This is a genomic window from Pseudanabaena sp. UWO311 (assembly GCF_006937785.1).
Classification (GTDB): Bacteria; Cyanobacteriota; Cyanobacteriia; order Pseudanabaenales; family Pseudanabaenaceae; genus Pseudanabaena.
Genome location: NZ_SJEE01000003.1, coordinates 22,378 through 39,920 on the forward strand (window position 1 = coordinate 22,378; position 17,543 = coordinate 39,920).

The window sequence follows — 17,543 nt, forward strand, 5'->3', positions numbered from 1 at the left end:
AGGCGGCGCGAAGCGCTGCCTATCTTAGATTTTACCATTTCGACAAGATTGAAAAATATTGATTACATCTTGAGGTACTTGCTTAGTCTCTCTTGCGGCGGTGTCAATCTTTAAGAACTCCGCAAAGGTATATTGCGATCGCAATTTGTCTAAACTACAAACACAAAATTCTTTGCTATTAGTAAATCCACAACCTTTCATGAAAGTCCTAGTTACTTCTTGAGGATATTCGTACTTCTCTTGAGTAGCAGGCTTATTCTCTTCTGCCCCAGCCATAGAGATCCCAGAGACAGCTAACACAAATGTGGCGAGAGCAAGTAGATAGTGGCGCATATTTACTTTTGTTGATAATCGTTGCTGAGCGCGTAGATGATTATATTAGCAAGTAGAAGCAGCGCTTTGTAATTCCCTGAAGCCAAAATATATCTTGTCGCAAAGCAAGAACCAGTTTTTTGTGGCGGGGGGAATCCGCGCCACAAAAAAACTGGTTCCTTATTAAATCTCGGCGATGTAATGCCTTTTGACTTGTGCAATTTCTATCATCGGGATGACTGCATAGATTACGGTTTCATGACAACATCTATATAGTCATCCCGTATTGATTGAGCGTTTGAATGAAATCTCCTGACCGTTTACTAATTGTTGATGATGTGCCAGACAATTTATTTCTTGTTCGCACGATCCTTGAAGAAGAGGGATATGAAATTATCACATTATCAAATGGTCAAGATGCACTAAAGATTATTGAGACTGAGCCTCCAGACTTGATCTTGCTGGATGTAATGATGCCAGTGATGGATGGTTACGAGGTGACACGGCGCGTCAGAGCCATGAAAGATTTGCCATTTATTCCGATTTTGTTGATTACGGCTTACGATCGCGCTAATGCCGTCAAAGGCTTAGACCTCGGCGCAGATGAATTTATTCGCAAGCCAATTGAAGCTGATGAGCTATTGGCAAGAGTAAGATCATTGCTGCGTTTAAAACATAGTATTGCGGAGCGCGATCGCATTGATCGGCAAAGACAGGATTTTGTATCACGTCTAACCCATGACTTGCGGACACCATTAGTTGCCGCAGATCGCATGTTAGGACTACTGCAAGATGGCGTATTGGGGGAGATTTCGCCCGAAATTTGTGAAGCTCTAAAAATTATGGGACGCAGCAATAGCAATTTACTAGAAATGGTAAATAAGCTTTTAGATGTGTATCGCTATGAATCTGGTAGTAAAACTATTAATTTGCAGTCGTTAGACTTGAAAGAATTACTCGATCAAGTTGTGCAGGAACTTAAACCGATCGCTATTTCTAAAAATCTTGAACTGATTGCCGATCTTGAAGATATTTGCCTCGTTAAGGGCGATCGCTTGGAACTATTGCGTGTATTTAATAATCTGATCGGTAATGCTCTCAAATTCACCGAATCTGGCAGTGTTCATGTTAGCCTGAAATCAGATCGATCCGAGGCAATAATTGCGATCGCAGATACAGGTACAGGGGTTCCTTTAGAAGAGCAGCCGTTCTTGTTCCAACGATTTAGCCAAGGCAATCATCAAAAACAAGGTAGTGGCTTAGGATTATATCTATCTCACTATATTGTCAACGCCCATGACGGCAAGATTTTAGTTAAGTCACCGAACCAAGGCTCCCAAAAAGGTTCTACATTCTTCGTGCATTTGCCCATTATTAAGCCATGAGTACTCTTCAACTTCAGTACGACACGCTCCTCAGCCATTACAGCAATCCTCTCGAAGCGATCTCACTCTTGAGAGAATATCGTCCATATTTTGAGCTGATTCCCAGTCTGCGTCGTCCCGTTGACAGCTTGATTTCGATTCCCTTTCCAGTCGTGCAACTTACTAGTCCCAACTTGACTCAAAGTCATGTTCAGTTGCAATGCGATCTAGCCTTGATCATGTGTGATCCTGACTGGAAAGTCAAAACTGGTCAAGAAATTTTTGTATTTATCCATCGACCTAACGAAGACTACTCCGCATTATTGCAACGCTGGCGACAAGTAGAAGTGGCTCTCGGCGAAGAATATTATTGGCTGTTACCTTGGAAGCATCGCAGTATCATTAGCGATCGCGGTGAATACCATTATCCGCTTTTTGTCACGCTCGATTATTCACCAGCTCGTATTCATAAAGGTTTAGAAGGTGCATCGCTTCCTCATGTTAAGGCAGCCAGTTTAACGATCGATCATCCCCCAGACATTGAAGAGACTCAAGAAGCTCCTATCTGTGATCCGACTCAATAGATTTATAACAATTCTCAAAATGGCAACGCCATTTTGAGAATTGTTATAAATCATAGTGTTCCCGATCGCAGTTTAGTCCAGATATCCTTATACTGCGTAAGCGTTGATGGCGGCAAAGGTGACATTAATTCACTCTTTGCCAAAATATCCTGAGAGAAAAACTTGATCGGATCAGCTTTAACACTGGCAGGAACTTGCTCTAACTCACTTGAAGCGCTAACTGCATCAGTTAAAGATGTTATCTGAGCCGCAATCGCAGGTGTTAGACAAAAATTTATCCATTCCATTGCCGCGATCGCAACCTCGCCTTTAGGTATTACCCAAATATCACTCCAAAGTAATGTGCCATCTTGGGGAATTACCACTTTGAGATTAGGGTTTGTCCTTTGGGCTTTGAACATATCACTCGTCCATCCCACGGCGGCAAGCGTATCGTCAGCTAGTAGCGACTGTAAATAATTATCAGAAGAGTAGGTTAAAACCTGAGCGTTAAGGCTCTTAAGCTCTTGGGTAAGTTTTACGAGAAGGTCAGGGCGTTCAACTAAGTTTTCTGGCTGATCGCGTAGCCCCATCTTTTTTAAGACCAGTCCGATCACTTCACGGGCATCGTCTGGCAATGTTAGTTTTAGTTTTAATTCTGGTCGCCAGAGATCAGCCCATTGCGTAATCTCAAATTTCAGCTTGTCACTACGATAGGCGATCGCAGTTGCACCCCACCGATAAGGAATGCCCCATACTTGATCATTGCGTGTAACGCTTTGTTGCCACAAAGGCGAAAGTTTTTGCCATTTTGGAATTTTTTCTAACAGGTTGGGCGTGATTGGTTGGATTAAAGATTGCGCGATCGCCTGATCCAACCAGCTATCACCGATACTCACTAAATGCGGTGCTTTATCTTTAGGATTGCTGGAATAGTTTTGTAGTTCTTGCCAAAGTTTTGAGGGCAGATTCTCTGCTTTAAATTCGAGTTTCTTTTGGGAAGCTGACTCAAACTGATTAACTACTTTACTGGGTATTGCTCCTAGCAAACCCGCAATGCGTATGCGATCACGTTGATCAAAAGGATTTGACCATTGACATCCCCCAATCGTCGTGACTGTCGCACCGCTTAAAACTAGAAACTTACGTCTATCCATGACTTAATTATAAAACCGATTTTGGAGTTTGCTGCGCCTTCGGCGCAGCAAACTCCAAAATCGGTTTTACAGCGCTTTGCGCTCAACCCCAAACCCTTAAGGTTGCTCACCGCAGGGGAGCAACCTTAAGGGTTTGAAAGATAGAAAACGGCGCTATGCGCCATTTTTTATCTTATTTTACAAATGGACGCATCAGTAAATAGCCAGCACCAAAGGAAGTCAGGACGATCGCCACAATTGTGACAGTTAGAACCCAGCCACTTAAACCAGATTTCTCGCTAGAGTCTTCTAAAGACTCAGTGCGTAGGGGACGAGAAGATATTTCTTCACGAATTTCTAACTTCGGCAATACTTTTGTTTTTGGAGTCGGTGCAGGTTCAGGAGCCTCAAAGGCAGCAAAAGAACTATCGTAATATAAGGCTTCGCTCACCTTTGGTTCATTATCATTTGGAGTTACTGAATCATTGGCGAGCTGTCTTGCTCTAGAAATTGCTTCTTGGATAGCACTATTTTTCTGCTGTGCAGCGACTTTGCGAGGGCTAACCTGTGTTGCAGGTTTATCTACAGGGCGAGGTTTAGCCGCAGGAGGGCGACCTTGGGGCTGGGGATTGCTTCTTGATGGCGCAGGATTAACTTGTGAAGAAGCACGAATACCTGCTAAAACGTCAGTCAACTTTGAATCAGGTAAATTAGACTGTGTGAGAATAGTTTGTACTCGATCTGTGGATTGGGCGATCGCTTCAAACTCTTGCAATAGCATTTGATTTTGCTTCGTTAGTTGCTCATTCTGCAACTGAAAAAAAGATAACTTTGCTTGAGTAGATTGCAACTCCGCAGCCAGCTCTCGATACACAGTCACAGGTACTGAAGCCTGATAACCAGATTGAGAGGTCTGATAACCAGAATGAGAAGTTGTAGGTTTAAAGACTGGATTGGCTTGCATAGGCGGCAGCACCGTAGACCGTAAAAAATTTAGTCGAGACTATACCATATGATTTGCTGCTTTTTCGCTAATTTAAAATAGGATTTATGCTTTTATTACAGTTCAGTACTTCTCACTATTGTCGTAAAGCTAGACTAGCCCTTGGCTACAAGCAGATTCCCTATCAAGTCGAAAATCTGACTCCTGGATTACATATTTTACGAGTTAAACCTCTTTCGGGCTTATATACTGTGCCAGTTCTATTACCGCAGCAAAAAAATTGTCCCGCTGTAGTTGGTGATTCCACAGAAATTATTCAGTTTCTTGAAGCCTATCAGCCCGATCCCCCACTTTATTTAGAAGATGCTATCCAACAAAAAGAAGCATTACGGCTAGAAGATCATTTTGATGAATTTGTCGGGACATCGGCAAGATTTGTTTACTATCAGTTTCGAGCTAATGAGGGCAAAAAAATCGATCCTTCATTAATGAGTCAAGCTGTAATTACAATCGTCCGATTTCAATATGGTATTAATGCCAATTCAGCAAAACTTGCTACCCAGAAAATTGCAGATGCGATCGCTATACTCAGCGAATTTTGGCAAGACGGTCATTGGGTAGGCGATCGCTTTAGTGTCGCTGACTTGACAGCGGCAGCATTGCTGTCGCCTTTAGGGTTAATTCCCACCTATCGGCGTAATTATCCTTGGCTATTTGAGCGTATTACAGAAATTCATCAGATTTGTAATGAGCCATTGCCCAAAAATTGGCAAGCTGGACTTGATTGACTCGTTAGCAACCCAAAAGATGAGAAGCATCTCAAACTGCCGCCTCTCATCTTTTGGGTTTTGATTTATTGCAAAGTGTTGTAAATATTTTTGGTGTTAGCTTATTGATGTTAAGTTAGAGAATATTTCAAAAAATCTAAAAGCTGAATTTTTATAATACTCAGAGTGCTAAGCAGCAGTTTTCAGATAGGTTATTAAAGGCGATTAGTGCGGGTAGTTTTATGACTGTTAATGTTAGTGAATCTTTGTTTGAGCAGATTCTCGAATATCTTCGAGTAAGGACTGAAGCGAGCGATCGCATTGCCGAAAATTTGCTTAAAACACTTAAAGCTTTGACATCTAGCAGTACTGTAGATTCTGTGCAAAAGTCAAACAGCGATCGCGATGAGCTAGCACCACAATTTGGGCAAAAACTCTTTGATGCATGGAAGGAGCTAGCCGATTTACAGGTAGGGGAAAACTACTGGAGCTATCCTGTCATGTTTGAAGACCTTGCCGAAACCATGGAAATATCTGTTGATATCTTTGTGCAATATTTAGCAAATGTTCAGATCGGAAGTTTGCAGCTTATCCAAGGGCGGGGCTATAACTATCAAGTAAATGGACTTCAAGCTGCTTCTCTAACTTTTCATTCTGCACCAACCCTCAAAAAAGCTGCCATCCCTAGTATCAATGACAAGAAACAAGGTGTAGAGCCTAAAACTCAAGGTAAGACCTTTAAAGTAGGCGATCGCGTGGCAGTAAATGCGAATCGTCAACAATATGCCAATCATAAAGGGGTCGTTGAGCAGGTAATTAGCGTTAGCTGTCGTGTCAAACTAGACAATGGTTGGACAGCATTTTTACCTAATCATTGTTTAGATCACATTGCTTAAAATTGAAAAGGATTGCAACGCCCCCCTTTCAAAACCAAGAAACAAATTTTTAGTGGCGCGGCTTCGCCGCGCCACTAAAAATTTGTTTCTTGGTTAAATCACAAAAAACTAAGTTTTAAAACTATGACCTTTGAAGAGGCGATCGCCTATACAGAAGCTTTGCTCTCGCGCAAAGACTTAGATGAATTACAGCTAGAATCAGAAATCTCGGCACTTGTACAAACTTCTAATGGAGCAAGGGGCTTTTTTGTGTGTTTCTTGACTGGGGAATGGCAGCTTGCAGATGCGCCTAGCATGCCTATTATTAAGGCTTTTCAATCTGCTCCCGATGCGATCGCAGAACTGCTTGTCAAAAATCTCGCTATGTCCACGGCTATGGCGATTTTCCATCGTCGCGTAGGTAATGAAGAACAAGCCCAAGGCTCTGATCGTGTCGCTAGACGAACTGGGCTTTTAATTGAGAAAGTAAGACTTGCTGAAGTTTATGAAATTGCTACTCAAATGCGTAACTCGGCAATCTCAAACGAAGGGAATTATGTATCTTTCCTCGAAAAATGGGGATATGATGCCGAGCAAAAACAAGCGATCGCTAATGTACTAGCCAATGGTTGATCCAGCATTTGAAGAGGCGATCGCCCAGTTCAATAGTGGGGATTATTATGCCTGTCACGACTCTTTAGAGGCGATTTGGAATGATGCTTGGCAAAGCGATCGGGCTTTTTATCAAGGGATTTTACAAATTGCCGTTGGTCTATATCATCTCAAGAGCCAAAATTGGAATGGTGCAGCGATTCTCTTAGGGGAAGGGACAAGTCGCTTATCAGCGTATCTTCCCAACTATCAATCCATTGATGTTGAAACTTTATTAACAGATAGTTTGCTCATCTTACGAAAAGTACAAACAAATGGAAAAGAAGGAATTGCAGAGATATGGAAACAGATGGTGCTGGGCGATTTAAAGATTCCTAAGATCACTAGATCCAATCTGGAAAATGCTTAGCGCTATCAAAATAATCTTTATAAAATATGACTTGGGAACTCTCTGATCTACTGCGTGCGATCGCTACAACTATCGTCATTGGTATCCATGCTTCGCATCATTGGTGGTTTGGAGTGCATGATACAACTACGATCAATCTTGAGATTTTTATAGATACCATCATCAACCAAGTTGGGCGCTTTACAGTGCCAATATTTGTAATCTTGTCAGGCTTTGCCCTAGCGAAGTCAGAAGAAAAAAGACCTTTCAATTTGCAAATATTTTTTCAGCGCCGTCTGTGGCGCATTGTGCCGCCATATATTCTATTTACTTTACTCAATATCATTGGACAGAGCCAGTTTCAAAAAGCAGACTGGCTAGAGCGTGGGCAACAAATCCTCCAATTACTTTCTACAGGTATGGGTGACTATCATCTTTACTTTTTAGGCATCATTTTCCAATGCTATGTTTTATATCCAATCCTTAGGAACATCTTATTTACAAAATGGAACTTGTATATTCTGATATCTATTACCTTCGCTTTGTTTGGATTGAGATGGGTATCTGCAACTTTTGATTTACTGATAAATATTACGACTTTTTTACCTAATGGAAATCATATAATTTATTGGTTGTCCTATTTTCAATTTGGCATTTGGCTTGCTAAAGATTGCGGATGGACTAGTCTGTTGGTAGCAAAATGGCGATCGCATATATGGGGGTATTTATTTGCGATCGCCGCAATTATCGAACTGAGCGAATTCTATTGGACTGCGATACTAAAGAACTCTGCTGAAGCTGTTGGTCATTATGCTCGACCAACTGTAGTTTTGCTGACATTGACTTTCTTACTATGGTCAATGTCTTGGTCAAAGAGCTTGAGGCAGACCTTCAGACTGCCTCAAGCTCTTCAGGTTGCTTCAATTACAACTTTTGCCAAAGCAAGCTTTACTACTTATCTAGTTCATGTCTGGGTGCTGCGTGCGATCGCTCCTCTAGAAATAGTTGGAGGAATTCTATATGTTCCATTAGCAACAATTATTTCTTGGCTAATTGGTATTGTGATCTGGCAACTTTTACAACGCTTTGCGGTGTCACTTTAATTTATCGCTGGATTTTTTACTGTAAAAAGTGATAGTAAGAATTTGCCTTGACTACTAAATTTTCAACTTTTTCCTGAAAACTATAGACAAAATATCCCACATAGAGTTATGATTGCTAATCGTGACTAAAAACAGAAACTAAGTGAAATAAACCAATGCGTTTGCTTCCTTAAGTCTGAGTCACGCTTTGGTATAGAGACATAAAGAAACTTAAAAGTCTTTTAAACCTATAACAACCAACCCAAGAGATTGAGTTTCTCACGTCTAGTAGTTTGACTAGATATCTTCTGTAAGTCGTCTCGAAGTCCGTTAAACAGCCTTCAATACCAATACTTCTTACTAAGATCGAAACCGATCTCTTTTGAGCCTGTCAAAAATCGGCAGAAATATTCTGCGCGAAAATTTGAAGTCAAGCAAGCGGAGCTAATTTTAATGACTGTCGGAATTCTCGGCACAAAACTTGGGATGACCCAAGTATTCGATTCGGATGGCAACGCTGTTCCTGTAACCGTTGTCCTAGCAGGTCCCTGCACAATCACACAAGTCAAGACCGAAACCAAAGAAGGCTACAAAGCCATTCAAATTGGCTACGGTAAGACCCGCGAAAAGCTTCTTAGCAAGCCAGAACTGGGACACTTGAAAGTCTCAGGTGCTGAACCTGTTAAGCATCTTCGTGAATATCGTCTTGATAATGTTAGTGATTTCACTATTGGTCAGACTCTAGATGTAAGTCAGTTCAAGGATGGCGACATCGTTGATGTGATTGGAACTAGCATCGGTAAAGGTTTTGCTGGTTACCAAAAGCGCCACAACTTTGCTCGCGGTCCAATGGCTCACGGTTCTAAGAACCACAGACAACCTGGCTCGACTGGAGCAGGTACAACCCCTGGTCGTGTATACCCAGGTAAGCGCATGGCTGGTCGTCTTGGCGGTAAGCAAATCACCGTGAAGAAGCTAACTATAGTCAAAGTCGATGCAGCGAACAATGTGTTGCTAATTAAAGGAGCAGTCCCTGGCAAGCCTGGTGCATTGCTTAACGTCATTCCTACCGTAATTATCGGCAAGGCGAAATAAGGACTAAGTAGTTTGTTCGTGAGATCGAGAGAATATAAGTTATGCCTACAGTAATAGATTGGACAGGGAATGAAGTCGGTGAAGTAAGCCTTGAGCTGCGTGTTGCCAAAGAAGCAAGTGCAAAAGGTTTAGTTCATCGTGCCCTCGTCAGACAGTTAGCTAATGCCCGTCAAGGTACAGCCAGCAGCAAGACTCGCGCTGAAGTCCGTGGTGGTGGTCGTAAGCCTTTTAGACAGAAGGGTACAGGTCGCGCCCGTGCAGGTTCGACTAGATCTCCCTTGACCCGTGGTGGTGGTGCAATTTTTGGGCCTAAGCCTAGAGATTACGAAACCAAGATGAACCGCAAGGAACGTCGTCTTGCACTTCGCACCGCATTTATCGGTCGTACCGCAGATTTGATTATTGTTGAAGATTTTGCCGTAAACCTTGCTCAACCCAAGACTAAGGAATTATGTCAAGCTCTTGAGCGTTGGGGTGTCACCGTTGGCAAAAAGACCCTGATCATCACTGATCGTAAAGAAGAAAACATCGTTTTATCTGCGCGTAACATTCAAAACTTGCAATTGATCGCTGCCGATCAGCTCAATATGTTCGACATTCTCAATTCTGAAAAGATTGTGGCAACCCGCTCAGCGATCGCCAAGATTCATGAAGTATATGGTGGCGACGCAAAGTTGGTAACAGAGATCGTAACTACGGTCGAAGACGCAGAATAACGGAATCTAAGTAGAAGAAAGAAACAACATGGCTAAGATCCCCACTGAATTCGATCCCCGTCGCTTGCCCGACATCATTCGTCGCCCTTTGCTCAATGAAAAGGCAACCCGACAACTTGAAAGCAACAAATACACATTTGATGTTTTTCATGATGCTACTAAGCCTGAGATCAAGGCAGCTATCGAAAGCCTTTTCTCAGTTACGGTCAAAAAAGTGAACACCCATAACCCACCCGCACAAGCGCGTCGTATTGGTAAGTTCGCAGGCAAACGCGCTCAAATCAAAAGAGCGATCGTCACCCTCGCAGAAGGCAGCAAAATCGATTTGTTCCCCGATGTGTAAGCAATAGCTTTTTACAAAAAAGGCAAAATCAGAGAACTGTTCTTTAACAAAATCAGACAATTATGGGCGTTCGTGCATATAAACCGTATACCGCTAGTACAAGACAAACTGTTGTCTCGGACTTCTCGGAAATCACCAAATCAGAACCCGAAAAGTCTTTAACCAGCCACGTCCATCGTAAAAGAGGACGCAACAATCGTGGTGTCATCACTAGCCGCAGACGTGGCGGTGGTCACAAGCGTCTATATCGGATCATCGATTTCAAACGCAACAAACGCGACATTATCGCTGAGGTAATTGCGATCGAGTACGATCCTAACCGCACTTCTCGGATTGCTCTTCTCCAGTATGAGGATGGTGAAAAGAGATATATCTTGGCACCAAAAGGCATTGCTGTCGGCAACAAAATCCTAGCAGGCACAAGTAATGTTCCCTTTGAAATCGGTAACGCGATGCCATTGGTAAACATCCCTCTCGGTACAATTGTCCACAATGTGGAACTTGTTCCTGGCAAGGGTGGGCAGATTGTGCGATCGGCTGGTGCTGGTGCTCAAATTGCGGCAAAAGAAGGTGATTTCGTTACTCTTAAGCTTCCTTCTAGTGAAGTTCGCTTGATTCGTAAAGATTGTTTTGCCACCATTGGACAAGTTGGCAACCTCGATCACAGCAATACCAGTCTTGGTAAGGCAGGTCGTAGCCGTTGGTTAAACCGTCGTCCGAAAGTTCGTGGTATGGCGATGAACCCCATCGATCACCCACATGGTGGTGGTGAAGGTTGCGCTCCAGTTGGACGCAGTGGACCTGTTACGCCTTGGGGTAAACCAACCTTGGGTTATAAGACTCGCAAGAAAGGTAAACTCAGTGATGCCTTTATTGTTCGTCGCCGTCGCAAGTCCTCGAAGCGCGGTAAGGGCGGACGTAACGCCTAATCATATATTTCTCCAATACGAAATATATATTCAAAGTTTTTACAGAGAGTACAAATTATGACGCGATCGCTAAAAAAAGGTCCTTTTGTTGCCGATCACTTAATGACCAAAATTGAAAAGCTTAACGCCAAAGGCGAAAAGCAAGTTATCAAAACATGGTCACGCGCTTCCACCATTCTTCCTCAAATGATCGGGCATACCATTGCTTGTCACAACGGAAAACAGCACGTTCCTGTATATGTCACGGAGCAAATGGTAGGACACAAACTCGGTGAGTTTGCCCCTACTCGCACCTTCCGCGGTCATGCTAAGAGCGACAAAAAGGCCAAGAGATAGGTAGACAGGTAGTTAAAAATGATCCTCGCCCAAAACGAAATCCCTGCCGTAGCCAAATATATTCGTATGTCACCTCACAAGGTGCGTCGAGTACTCGACCAAATCCGTGGTCGTAGCTACCGCGAAGCATTGATGATTCTTGAGTTCATGCCATATCGCTCCTGCGAACCAATTACGAAAGTATTGCGTTCTGCCGTTGCTAATGCTGAACATAATGCAGGACTTGATCCAGCATCCCTAGTAGTTAACCAAGCCTTTGCCGATATGGGACCTAGCCTCAAACGCTTCCGTCCCCGCGCTCAAGGTCGTGCTTACCAAATCCGTAAGCCAACGTGCCACATTACGATCACCGTCAAACCATCGGAGGAAGAATAGGTATGGGTCAGAAGATTCACCCAACAGGGTTACGCCTCGGCATCACCAAGTCCCATCTTTCCCGTTGGTACGCTGATGTCAATCGCTACGGCATTCTTGCTGAAGAAGATAGCAAAATTCGTAAGTTTATCGAAAAAACTCTAAGTAATGCTGGCATCGCTGAAATCTTGATTGATCGCAAGGCTGATCAAGTAGATCTCGAAATCCGCACTGCTCGTCCAGGTGTTGTCGTTGGTCGCGGTGGCGCTGGTATCGAACAATTGCGTGTCGGACTAGTTAAGTACCTCGAACAAGATGGTTCTCTGAAGAAGACGGGTACTAGCCAAGTTCGGATTAATGTCACCGAAGTAACCAGAGTTGATGCGGAAGCGCCTCTCATCGCTGAATACATTGCTCAGCAAATCGAACGTCGTGTTTCCTTCCGTCGTGTCGTTCGTCAAGCTATTCAAAGAGCACAACGCGCAGGCATCGAAGGGATCAAGGTGCAAATCAGTGGTCGTCTTAACGGAGCTGAAATCGCCAGAACTGAGTGGGTGCGTGAAGGTCGTGTTCCTTTGCATACATTGCGTGCTGATATCGACTATAGCTACAAGACTTCCAGAACTATTTATGGTGTTATTGGCATCAAGGTCTGGATCTTTAAAGGCGAAATCATTCAAGGCGAAGAAGCTCCTGCTCCTGCCGCTCAACCCCGTCGTCGCCAGCAACGTCGTCCCCAATTTGAGGATCGTTCTAGCGCTGAAGGATAAACTTCTGTCATCTAGAGTTTTGAAACATGTTAAGTCCTAAACGTACAAAATTTCGTAAGCAGCAACGCGGTCGGATGGCGGGCCCTGCTACCAGAGGAACCGAAATCAACTTTGGTGATTACGCCATGCAGGCTTTAGAGCCTTCTTGGATTACCGCTCGTCAAATCGAGGCTGCTCGACGTGCCATGAACCGTTATATCCGTCGCGGTGGCAAGATTTGGATTCGTATTTTCCCAGACAAACCCGTAACCATGCGTCCTGCTGAAACCCGTATGGGTTCCGGTAAAGGTGCTCCTGAGTTTTGGGTGTCAGTGGTTAAGCCAGGTCGCATCATGTTTGAAGTAGCTGGTGTGACTGAAGAAACCGCAAGAGAGGCAATTCGCTTGGCGGCTGCCAAGATGCCAATCAAAACCAGATTCGTTATCCGTGAAAAGGAGTAAAAGATATGGCACTCCCAAAAGTCCAAGAAACTAGAGAGCTATCTGATGAAGAGTTGCAAGCCCAAGTCTTGTCTGTCAAGAAAGAGCTATTTGATCTGCGTTTCAAGCAGGCCACTAGACAACCCGTCCAGCCACATCAGTTCCAACATGCTAAGCATCGTTTGTCTCAACTGATGACCGTCGAACGCGAACGTCAGTCCAGAGCTTAAGAAAGCTATTTACAAAACATAGGAATTTTAGCAATGGCAGTTAAAGAAAAAGTTGGCGTTGTCGTCAGCGACAAAATGCAGAAAACGGTGGTTGTCGCGGTCGAAAACCGTACTTCTCACCCCAAATATGGAAAAATCGTGGTCAAAACGACTAAGTTTAAAGCCCACGATGAAGAAGATAAAACCCGTGAAGGCGATCGCGTCAAAATTCGGGAAACCCGTCCCCTCAGCCGTACAAAGCGATGGGAAGTTGTAGAGATTCTCTCATCTAGCTCGGAAGCATAAGCCATGATTCAACAAGAGTCTTATTTAAATGTGGCGGATAATAGTGGAGCTAAAAAACTACTATGTATCCGCGTACTGGCTGGTGGTAACCGTGCCTTTGGCGGAGTTGGTGATGTGATTATCGCCACGGTCAAGGACGCAGCCCCTAACATGCCAGTCAAAAAATCGGATGTTGTCCGCGCTGTCATTGTTCGTACAAGAGCCTCTATCAATCGTGAAAGCGGTATGAGAATTCGTTTTGACGACAACGCTGCCGTAATCATCAACCAAGACGGCAACCCCAAAGGAACTCGCGTATTTGGTCCAGTTGCGCGTGAATTGCGGGATAAAAACTTCACCAAAATTATCTCCCTAGCGCCAGAGGTACTGTAATGTCATTCAAGTCAAAGCCTGTCTATCGCGGCAACCGCAATTCTTTTAAGATTCACGTCAAAAAAGATGATGTAGTTCAAGTAATTTCAGGAAGCTCCAAGGGGACTGTAGCTAAGGTACTACAAGTATTCCCTAAGGACAGCACCATCATCGTTGAAGGTGTTAATGTCAAGACTAAGCATGTTAAGCCTCAGGCTGATGGCGAGTCTGGACAAATTATTACCCGCGAGTTTCCGATTCACAGTTCTAAAGTGCTGTTGTATTCCGAAAAGGAAAAGACCGCCAGCCGTTCTTGCTTCACCTTTACGGATGATGGCAAGAAAGTAAGAATGTTGAAAAAGACTGGCGAAATCGTCGATTCCGTCCAGACCACAAAGAAATAATTCTATACAACCTGACCAAGCCCAGGAAAACTCATCGAGGAAGATAAAATGCTAACAAGATTTACCGAAGTCTATAAAAATCAGGCTGTTCCCAAGTTAATGGAGCAGTTTAAGTACACCAATATCCATCAAGTTCCTACATTTGAAAAAGTAGTAATCAACCGTGGTCTCGGTGAAGCTGCTCAGAACGCGAAATCTCTGGAAGCTTCTCTGATCGAAATTGCGACGATCGCTGGTCAAAAGCCCGTAGTAACTAGAGCTAAGAAAGCGATCGCAGGTTTCAAATTGCGCCAAGGAATGCCCGTCGGTATGATGGTCACTCTGCGCCGCGATAAGATGAACAACTTTTTGGATCGTCTAATCAACTTCTCATTGCCTCGCATCCGTGACTTTCGCGGTGTTAGCCCTAAGAGCTTTGATGGACGTGGTAACTATACCCTCGGTGTTCGCGAGCAACTTATCTTCCCCGAAATCAGCTACGACAGTATTGAGCAAATTCGGGGGCTTGATATTTCCATCATCACCACTGCCAACACGGACGAAGAAGGACGTGCGCTCCTGAAAGCAGTTGGTATGCCCTTTAGAGAATCATAAGTAGATCGAATTAGGAGATAAGGATGGCTACCAACGACACCATCTCGGACATGCTTACCCGCATTCGCAATGCAACACTTGCAAAGCACCAGACAACTTCTATCCCTGCCACAAGGATGACGTTGAGCATTGCCCGAGTGATGAAACAAGAAGGTTTTATCGCAGATTTTGAAGAAACAGGCGAAAACATCGACCGCGCCTTGGTCGTCGCTCTCAAGTATGAAGGCAAGAACCGTCAATCGATTATTAAGCGCCTCAAACGCGTCAGCAAACCTGGTTTACGGGTTTACTCAAACTCTAAAGAATTACCCCGTGTATTAGGTGGGATCGGCATTGCGATCATCTCCACCTCTAAAGGGATCATGACCGATCGCGAAGCCCGTAAACAGGGAGTCGGCGGTGAAGTCCTTTGCTATATCTGGTAATTCAGATCTTTTAGATTATTTAATCTAGATCTGTTAACTCAGGCTGTTAACTCAGCAAATCACATCACAAGCAACGGAAAACAGACATGTCTCGTATTGGAAAACGTCCCATTCCTCTTCCCCCTAAAGTTGCGGTCTCCATCGTAGGGCAAGAGGTTACTGTCAAAGGACCTAAAGGCGAACTAAAGCGTGTGTTGCCAAACACTGTAGAAATTCTGCAAGAAGAAAGCAACTTGATTGTTAACCGCGCTAATGAATCTCGTCCCGCAAAGCAACAGCACGGCCTTTTCCGCACCCTCGTTGCCAACATGGTCGAAGGTGTGTCTACAGGCTTTCAGCGCAAGTTGGAAATTCAAGGTGTTGGTTATCGCGCCAACCTAAACGGCAGCAATATTGTTCTTACTGTTGGCTATAGCCATACAGTTGATATCATTCCTCCCGAAGGAGTTTCTCTCGGCGTTGAAGATGCTACAGGCAAAAAAGTCCCTCAAGGAACATTTATTGTTGTCGAAGGAATTGACAAGGAAATCGTCGGTAACTTAGCAGCAAAAATTCGCGCTGTACGTCCACCTGAAGTTTACAAAGGTAAGGGCATCCGCTACCTCGGCGAATTCGTCAGACGTAAGGCTGGTAAGACCGGTAAGAAGTAAGGACAAGAATTTTCTGGCTTCTTTATTTAATTTTCTTAATTTTCGTAATCTTCATATATAAAAAACATGAGTGCTAATAGTCGTAGACAAGCAACCATAAGCCGCCATAAGCGAATTCGTAAAGGTATGTCAGGCACACCTGAACGTCCTCGCTTGTCAATTTATCGCTCTAACAATCACATCGTGGCGCAAGTGATTGATGATGTAGCACAGCATACGCTCGTTGCTGCATCGACCCTCGAATCCGATGTCCGTGAAGGTCTCAGCACTACTGCTAATTCTGAAGCTTCGGCTAAGGTTGGGGCTTTGATTGCTGAAAGAGCGATCGCGCAGGGAATAACCAAAGTTGTGTTCGACCGTGGTGGAAACCTCTATCATGGAAGAGTCCAAGCTCTCGCTGAAGCTGCCCGCGAAGCAGGTCTAGATTTCTAACGCATCGAATCATCCAGCAGTGAATCAGTAGATAGAAACAAATATGGCTAAGAATAGAGAATCAAGACCAGGTGCTGGTCGCGACAGTGGCAGCGGCGACAGTGGCGACAACAACCGCGATGAAAAACGCAAAGGCAAGCGCGATAGTAAAAAAAGCGATCGCGCTCGTACTGAAAAAGAATCTGAATGGCAAGAACGTGTCGTCCAAATCCGCCGCGTAACCAAGGTTGTCAAGGGCGGTAAAAAGCTCAGCTTCCGTGCGATCGTGGTCGTCGGTAATGAGAAAGGACAGGTCGGTGTTGGCGTTGGCAAAGCTGCCGATGTTATTAACGCTGTCAAGAAAGGAGTCGCTGATGCTAGAAAGCACGCGATTGACGTACCTTTGACCAAGAGTAACTCCATTCCACATCCTACCAATGGGATCGGCGGTGGCGCTAAAGTGATGATCCGTCCTGCATCTCCAGGTACTGGGGTAATTGCTGGTGGTGCTGTCAGAACCGTACTAGAACTAGCTGGTGTCAAAAATATTTTGGCAAAGCAACTCGGCTCTAGCAGCCCTCTGAACAATGCTCGTGCGGCAATTAATGCCCTTGCAACCTTGCGTACCTTTGGTGAAGTTGCCAGAGCGCGTGGCATTACGCTTGAACAGTTATTTAATTAATGCGATAACGGCGCTACGCGCCGTTATTGCCAAAATTGGAAAGGAAAAACTATGAGAATTGACGATCTTCAGCCTCAAGAAGGCTCTCAGCATCGCAAGCGTCGCCTAGGACGTGGTATTGCCGCAGGGCAAGGCGCGAGCGGTGGTTTCGGTATGCGTGGTCAAAAATCTCGTTCAGGTCGTCCCACCAGACCTGGTTTTGAAGGTGGTCAAATTCCCCTTTACAGACGAGTACCCAAACTTAAACATTTTACAATTGTAAATCCTAAGCATTTCACAATTGTTAATCTTGACCAATTAAGCGGATTACCTAAGGGTACTGTAGTAAGCCTTGATTCTTTAATGGAAGCAGGAATTATTACTCAAAACGATGGTGTATTACGTGTATTAGGAAGAGGCGAAGTAACTGTAGCGCTTACAGTCCGCGCTCACTCGTTTACAGCATCTGCTAAGAGCAAAATCGAAGCTGCTGGCGGCACTGTAGAAGTTGCCTAGTTATAAAGAGAA

Annotated in this window: 28 protein-coding genes; 25 read left to right on the plus strand and 3 right to left on the minus strand. The window is 44.2% G+C overall.

The window, feature by feature from the left end:
• Positions 1-24: 24 nt before the first annotated feature.
• Entirely contained in the window at positions 25-333 is a 309-nt protein-coding gene (locus tag PseudUWO311_RS03545) for a hypothetical protein (protein ID WP_142653710.1), read from the minus strand.
• A 281-nt stretch (positions 334-614) separates the two neighbouring features.
• Between PseudUWO311_RS03545 and PseudUWO311_RS03550 the strand changes: the two genes are divergently transcribed.
• Entirely contained in the window at positions 615-1,697 is a 1,083-nt protein-coding gene (locus PseudUWO311_RS03550; RefSeq protein WP_142653711.1) for a sensor histidine kinase, read from the plus strand.
• Complete coding sequence (locus tag PseudUWO311_RS03555; protein WP_142653712.1) at positions 1,694-2,260, plus strand: hypothetical protein; 567 nt, start codon at positions 1,694-1,696, stop codon at positions 2,258-2,260. The genes PseudUWO311_RS03550 and PseudUWO311_RS03555 overlap by 4 nt, the downstream gene beginning before the upstream one ends.
• Positions 2,261-2,310: 50 nt before the next feature.
• Here the strand turns inward: PseudUWO311_RS03555 and PseudUWO311_RS03560 are convergent, their stop codons facing one another.
• Positions 2,311-3,396 carry a PotD/PotF family extracellular solute-binding protein gene (locus PseudUWO311_RS03560; protein WP_142653713.1) on the minus strand — a complete coding sequence of 362 codons (1,086 nt, stop codon included), beginning with the start codon at positions 3,394-3,396 and terminating at the stop codon, positions 2,311-2,313.
• A gap of 172 nt (positions 3,397-3,568) precedes the next feature.
• On the minus strand, positions 3,569-4,339 hold the full coding sequence (locus PseudUWO311_RS03565; RefSeq protein WP_142653714.1) for a hypothetical protein: 771 nt from the start codon (positions 4,337-4,339) through the stop codon (positions 3,569-3,571).
• An 86-nt stretch (positions 4,340-4,425) separates the two neighbouring features.
• Here PseudUWO311_RS03565 and PseudUWO311_RS03570 point away from each other — a divergent pair, with 86 nt between their 5' ends.
• From PseudUWO311_RS03570 to rplO, 23 genes are all read left to right on the plus strand, one after another.
• Positions 4,426-5,106 (plus strand): glutathione S-transferase family protein, encoded by a 681-nt coding sequence (locus tag PseudUWO311_RS03570; RefSeq protein WP_142653715.1) that lies wholly within the window; start codon positions 4,426-4,428, stop codon positions 5,104-5,106.
• A gap of 221 nt (positions 5,107-5,327) precedes the next feature.
• On the plus strand, positions 5,328-5,981 hold the full coding sequence (locus PseudUWO311_RS03575) for a hypothetical protein (RefSeq protein WP_142653716.1): 654 nt from the start codon (positions 5,328-5,330) through the stop codon (positions 5,979-5,981).
• Between the two features lie 123 nt (positions 5,982-6,104).
• Entirely contained in the window at positions 6,105-6,593 is a 489-nt protein-coding gene (locus PseudUWO311_RS03580; protein ID WP_142653717.1) for a hypothetical protein, read from the plus strand.
• Positions 6,586-6,981: a DUF309 domain-containing protein gene (locus PseudUWO311_RS03585; protein WP_142653718.1), complete on the plus strand. Its 396-nt coding sequence runs from the start codon at positions 6,586-6,588 to the stop codon at positions 6,979-6,981. Before PseudUWO311_RS03580 ends, PseudUWO311_RS03585 begins: the two co-directional genes overlap by 8 nt.
• Before the next feature lie 26 nt (positions 6,982-7,007).
• Entirely contained in the window at positions 7,008-8,063 is a 1,056-nt protein-coding gene (locus PseudUWO311_RS03590; protein ID WP_142653719.1) for an acyltransferase, read from the plus strand.
• 432 nt (positions 8,064-8,495) lie between these two features.
• The gene (gene rplC, locus PseudUWO311_RS03595; protein ID WP_103667419.1) at positions 8,496-9,137 is read left to right on the plus strand and encodes a 50S ribosomal protein L3; all 642 of its coding nucleotides are present in this window, start codon (positions 8,496-8,498) and stop codon (positions 9,135-9,137) included.
• Positions 9,138-9,178: 41 nt separating this feature from the next.
• Positions 9,179-9,853 (plus strand): 50S ribosomal protein L4, encoded by a 675-nt coding sequence (gene rplD / locus PseudUWO311_RS03600; protein ID WP_142653720.1) that lies wholly within the window; start codon positions 9,179-9,181, stop codon positions 9,851-9,853.
• A gap of 28 nt (positions 9,854-9,881) precedes the next feature.
• Entirely contained in the window at positions 9,882-10,196 is a 315-nt protein-coding gene (locus PseudUWO311_RS03605) for a 50S ribosomal protein L23 (RefSeq protein ID WP_094530955.1), read from the plus strand.
• 62 nt (positions 10,197-10,258) lie between these two features.
• On the plus strand, positions 10,259-11,125 hold the full coding sequence (gene rplB / locus PseudUWO311_RS03610) for a 50S ribosomal protein L2 (protein WP_142653721.1): 867 nt from the start codon (positions 10,259-10,261) through the stop codon (positions 11,123-11,125).
• A 57-nt stretch (positions 11,126-11,182) separates the two neighbouring features.
• Positions 11,183-11,461 carry a 30S ribosomal protein S19 gene (rpsS, locus tag PseudUWO311_RS03615; protein ID WP_094530961.1) on the plus strand — a complete coding sequence of 93 codons (279 nt, stop codon included), beginning with the start codon at positions 11,183-11,185 and terminating at the stop codon, positions 11,459-11,461.
• Between the two features lie 18 nt (positions 11,462-11,479).
• Positions 11,480-11,836 carry a 50S ribosomal protein L22 gene (rplV, locus tag PseudUWO311_RS03620; protein ID WP_009625485.1) on the plus strand — a complete coding sequence of 119 codons (357 nt, stop codon included), beginning with the start codon at positions 11,480-11,482 and terminating at the stop codon, positions 11,834-11,836.
• A 2-nt stretch (positions 11,837-11,838) separates the two neighbouring features.
• A complete protein-coding gene (gene rpsC / locus PseudUWO311_RS03625; RefSeq protein ID WP_142653722.1) occupies positions 11,839-12,585 on the plus strand; it encodes a 30S ribosomal protein S3 in 747 nt (248 codons plus the stop codon).
• A 26-nt stretch (positions 12,586-12,611) separates the two neighbouring features.
• The gene (rplP, locus tag PseudUWO311_RS03630; protein WP_103667423.1) at positions 12,612-13,025 is read left to right on the plus strand and encodes a 50S ribosomal protein L16; all 414 of its coding nucleotides are present in this window, start codon (positions 12,612-12,614) and stop codon (positions 13,023-13,025) included.
• A gap of 5 nt (positions 13,026-13,030) precedes the next feature.
• Positions 13,031-13,234 (plus strand): 50S ribosomal protein L29, encoded by a 204-nt coding sequence (gene rpmC, locus PseudUWO311_RS03635; protein WP_103667424.1) that lies wholly within the window; start codon positions 13,031-13,033, stop codon positions 13,232-13,234.
• A gap of 33 nt (positions 13,235-13,267) precedes the next feature.
• Positions 13,268-13,519, plus strand: a complete 252-nt coding sequence (gene rpsQ, locus PseudUWO311_RS03640) for a 30S ribosomal protein S17 (RefSeq protein WP_094530969.1) — start codon at positions 13,268-13,270, stop codon at positions 13,517-13,519.
• 3 nt (positions 13,520-13,522) lie between these two features.
• Positions 13,523-13,891, plus strand: coding sequence for a 50S ribosomal protein L14 (rplN, locus tag PseudUWO311_RS03645; protein WP_094530971.1), 369 nt, complete (start codon positions 13,523-13,525; stop codon positions 13,889-13,891).
• Positions 13,891-14,274, plus strand: coding sequence for a 50S ribosomal protein L24 (rplX, locus tag PseudUWO311_RS03650; RefSeq protein ID WP_142653723.1), 384 nt, complete (start codon positions 13,891-13,893; stop codon positions 14,272-14,274). Before rplN ends, rplX begins: the two co-directional genes overlap by 1 nt.
• A gap of 48 nt (positions 14,275-14,322) precedes the next feature.
• Positions 14,323-14,868, plus strand: coding sequence for a 50S ribosomal protein L5 (gene rplE, locus PseudUWO311_RS03655; RefSeq protein ID WP_103667426.1), 546 nt, complete (start codon positions 14,323-14,325; stop codon positions 14,866-14,868).
• A gap of 23 nt (positions 14,869-14,891) precedes the next feature.
• Positions 14,892-15,293, plus strand: coding sequence for a 30S ribosomal protein S8 (gene rpsH / locus PseudUWO311_RS03660; RefSeq protein WP_103667427.1), 402 nt, complete (start codon positions 14,892-14,894; stop codon positions 15,291-15,293).
• 86 nt (positions 15,294-15,379) lie between these two features.
• Positions 15,380-15,943, plus strand: a complete 564-nt coding sequence (gene rplF, locus PseudUWO311_RS03665; protein ID WP_142653724.1) for a 50S ribosomal protein L6 — start codon at positions 15,380-15,382, stop codon at positions 15,941-15,943.
• 66 nt (positions 15,944-16,009) lie between these two features.
• Positions 16,010-16,375 carry a 50S ribosomal protein L18 gene (gene rplR / locus PseudUWO311_RS03670; RefSeq protein ID WP_142653725.1) on the plus strand — a complete coding sequence of 122 codons (366 nt, stop codon included), beginning with the start codon at positions 16,010-16,012 and terminating at the stop codon, positions 16,373-16,375.
• Between the two features lie 43 nt (positions 16,376-16,418).
• The gene (gene rpsE, locus PseudUWO311_RS03675; protein WP_142653726.1) at positions 16,419-17,036 is read left to right on the plus strand and encodes a 30S ribosomal protein S5; all 618 of its coding nucleotides are present in this window, start codon (positions 16,419-16,421) and stop codon (positions 17,034-17,036) included.
• A 51-nt stretch (positions 17,037-17,087) separates the two neighbouring features.
• Positions 17,088-17,531: a 50S ribosomal protein L15 gene (rplO, locus tag PseudUWO311_RS03680; protein WP_142653727.1), complete on the plus strand. Its 444-nt coding sequence runs from the start codon at positions 17,088-17,090 to the stop codon at positions 17,529-17,531.
• The last annotated feature ends 12 nt before the right edge of the window (positions 17,532-17,543 follow it).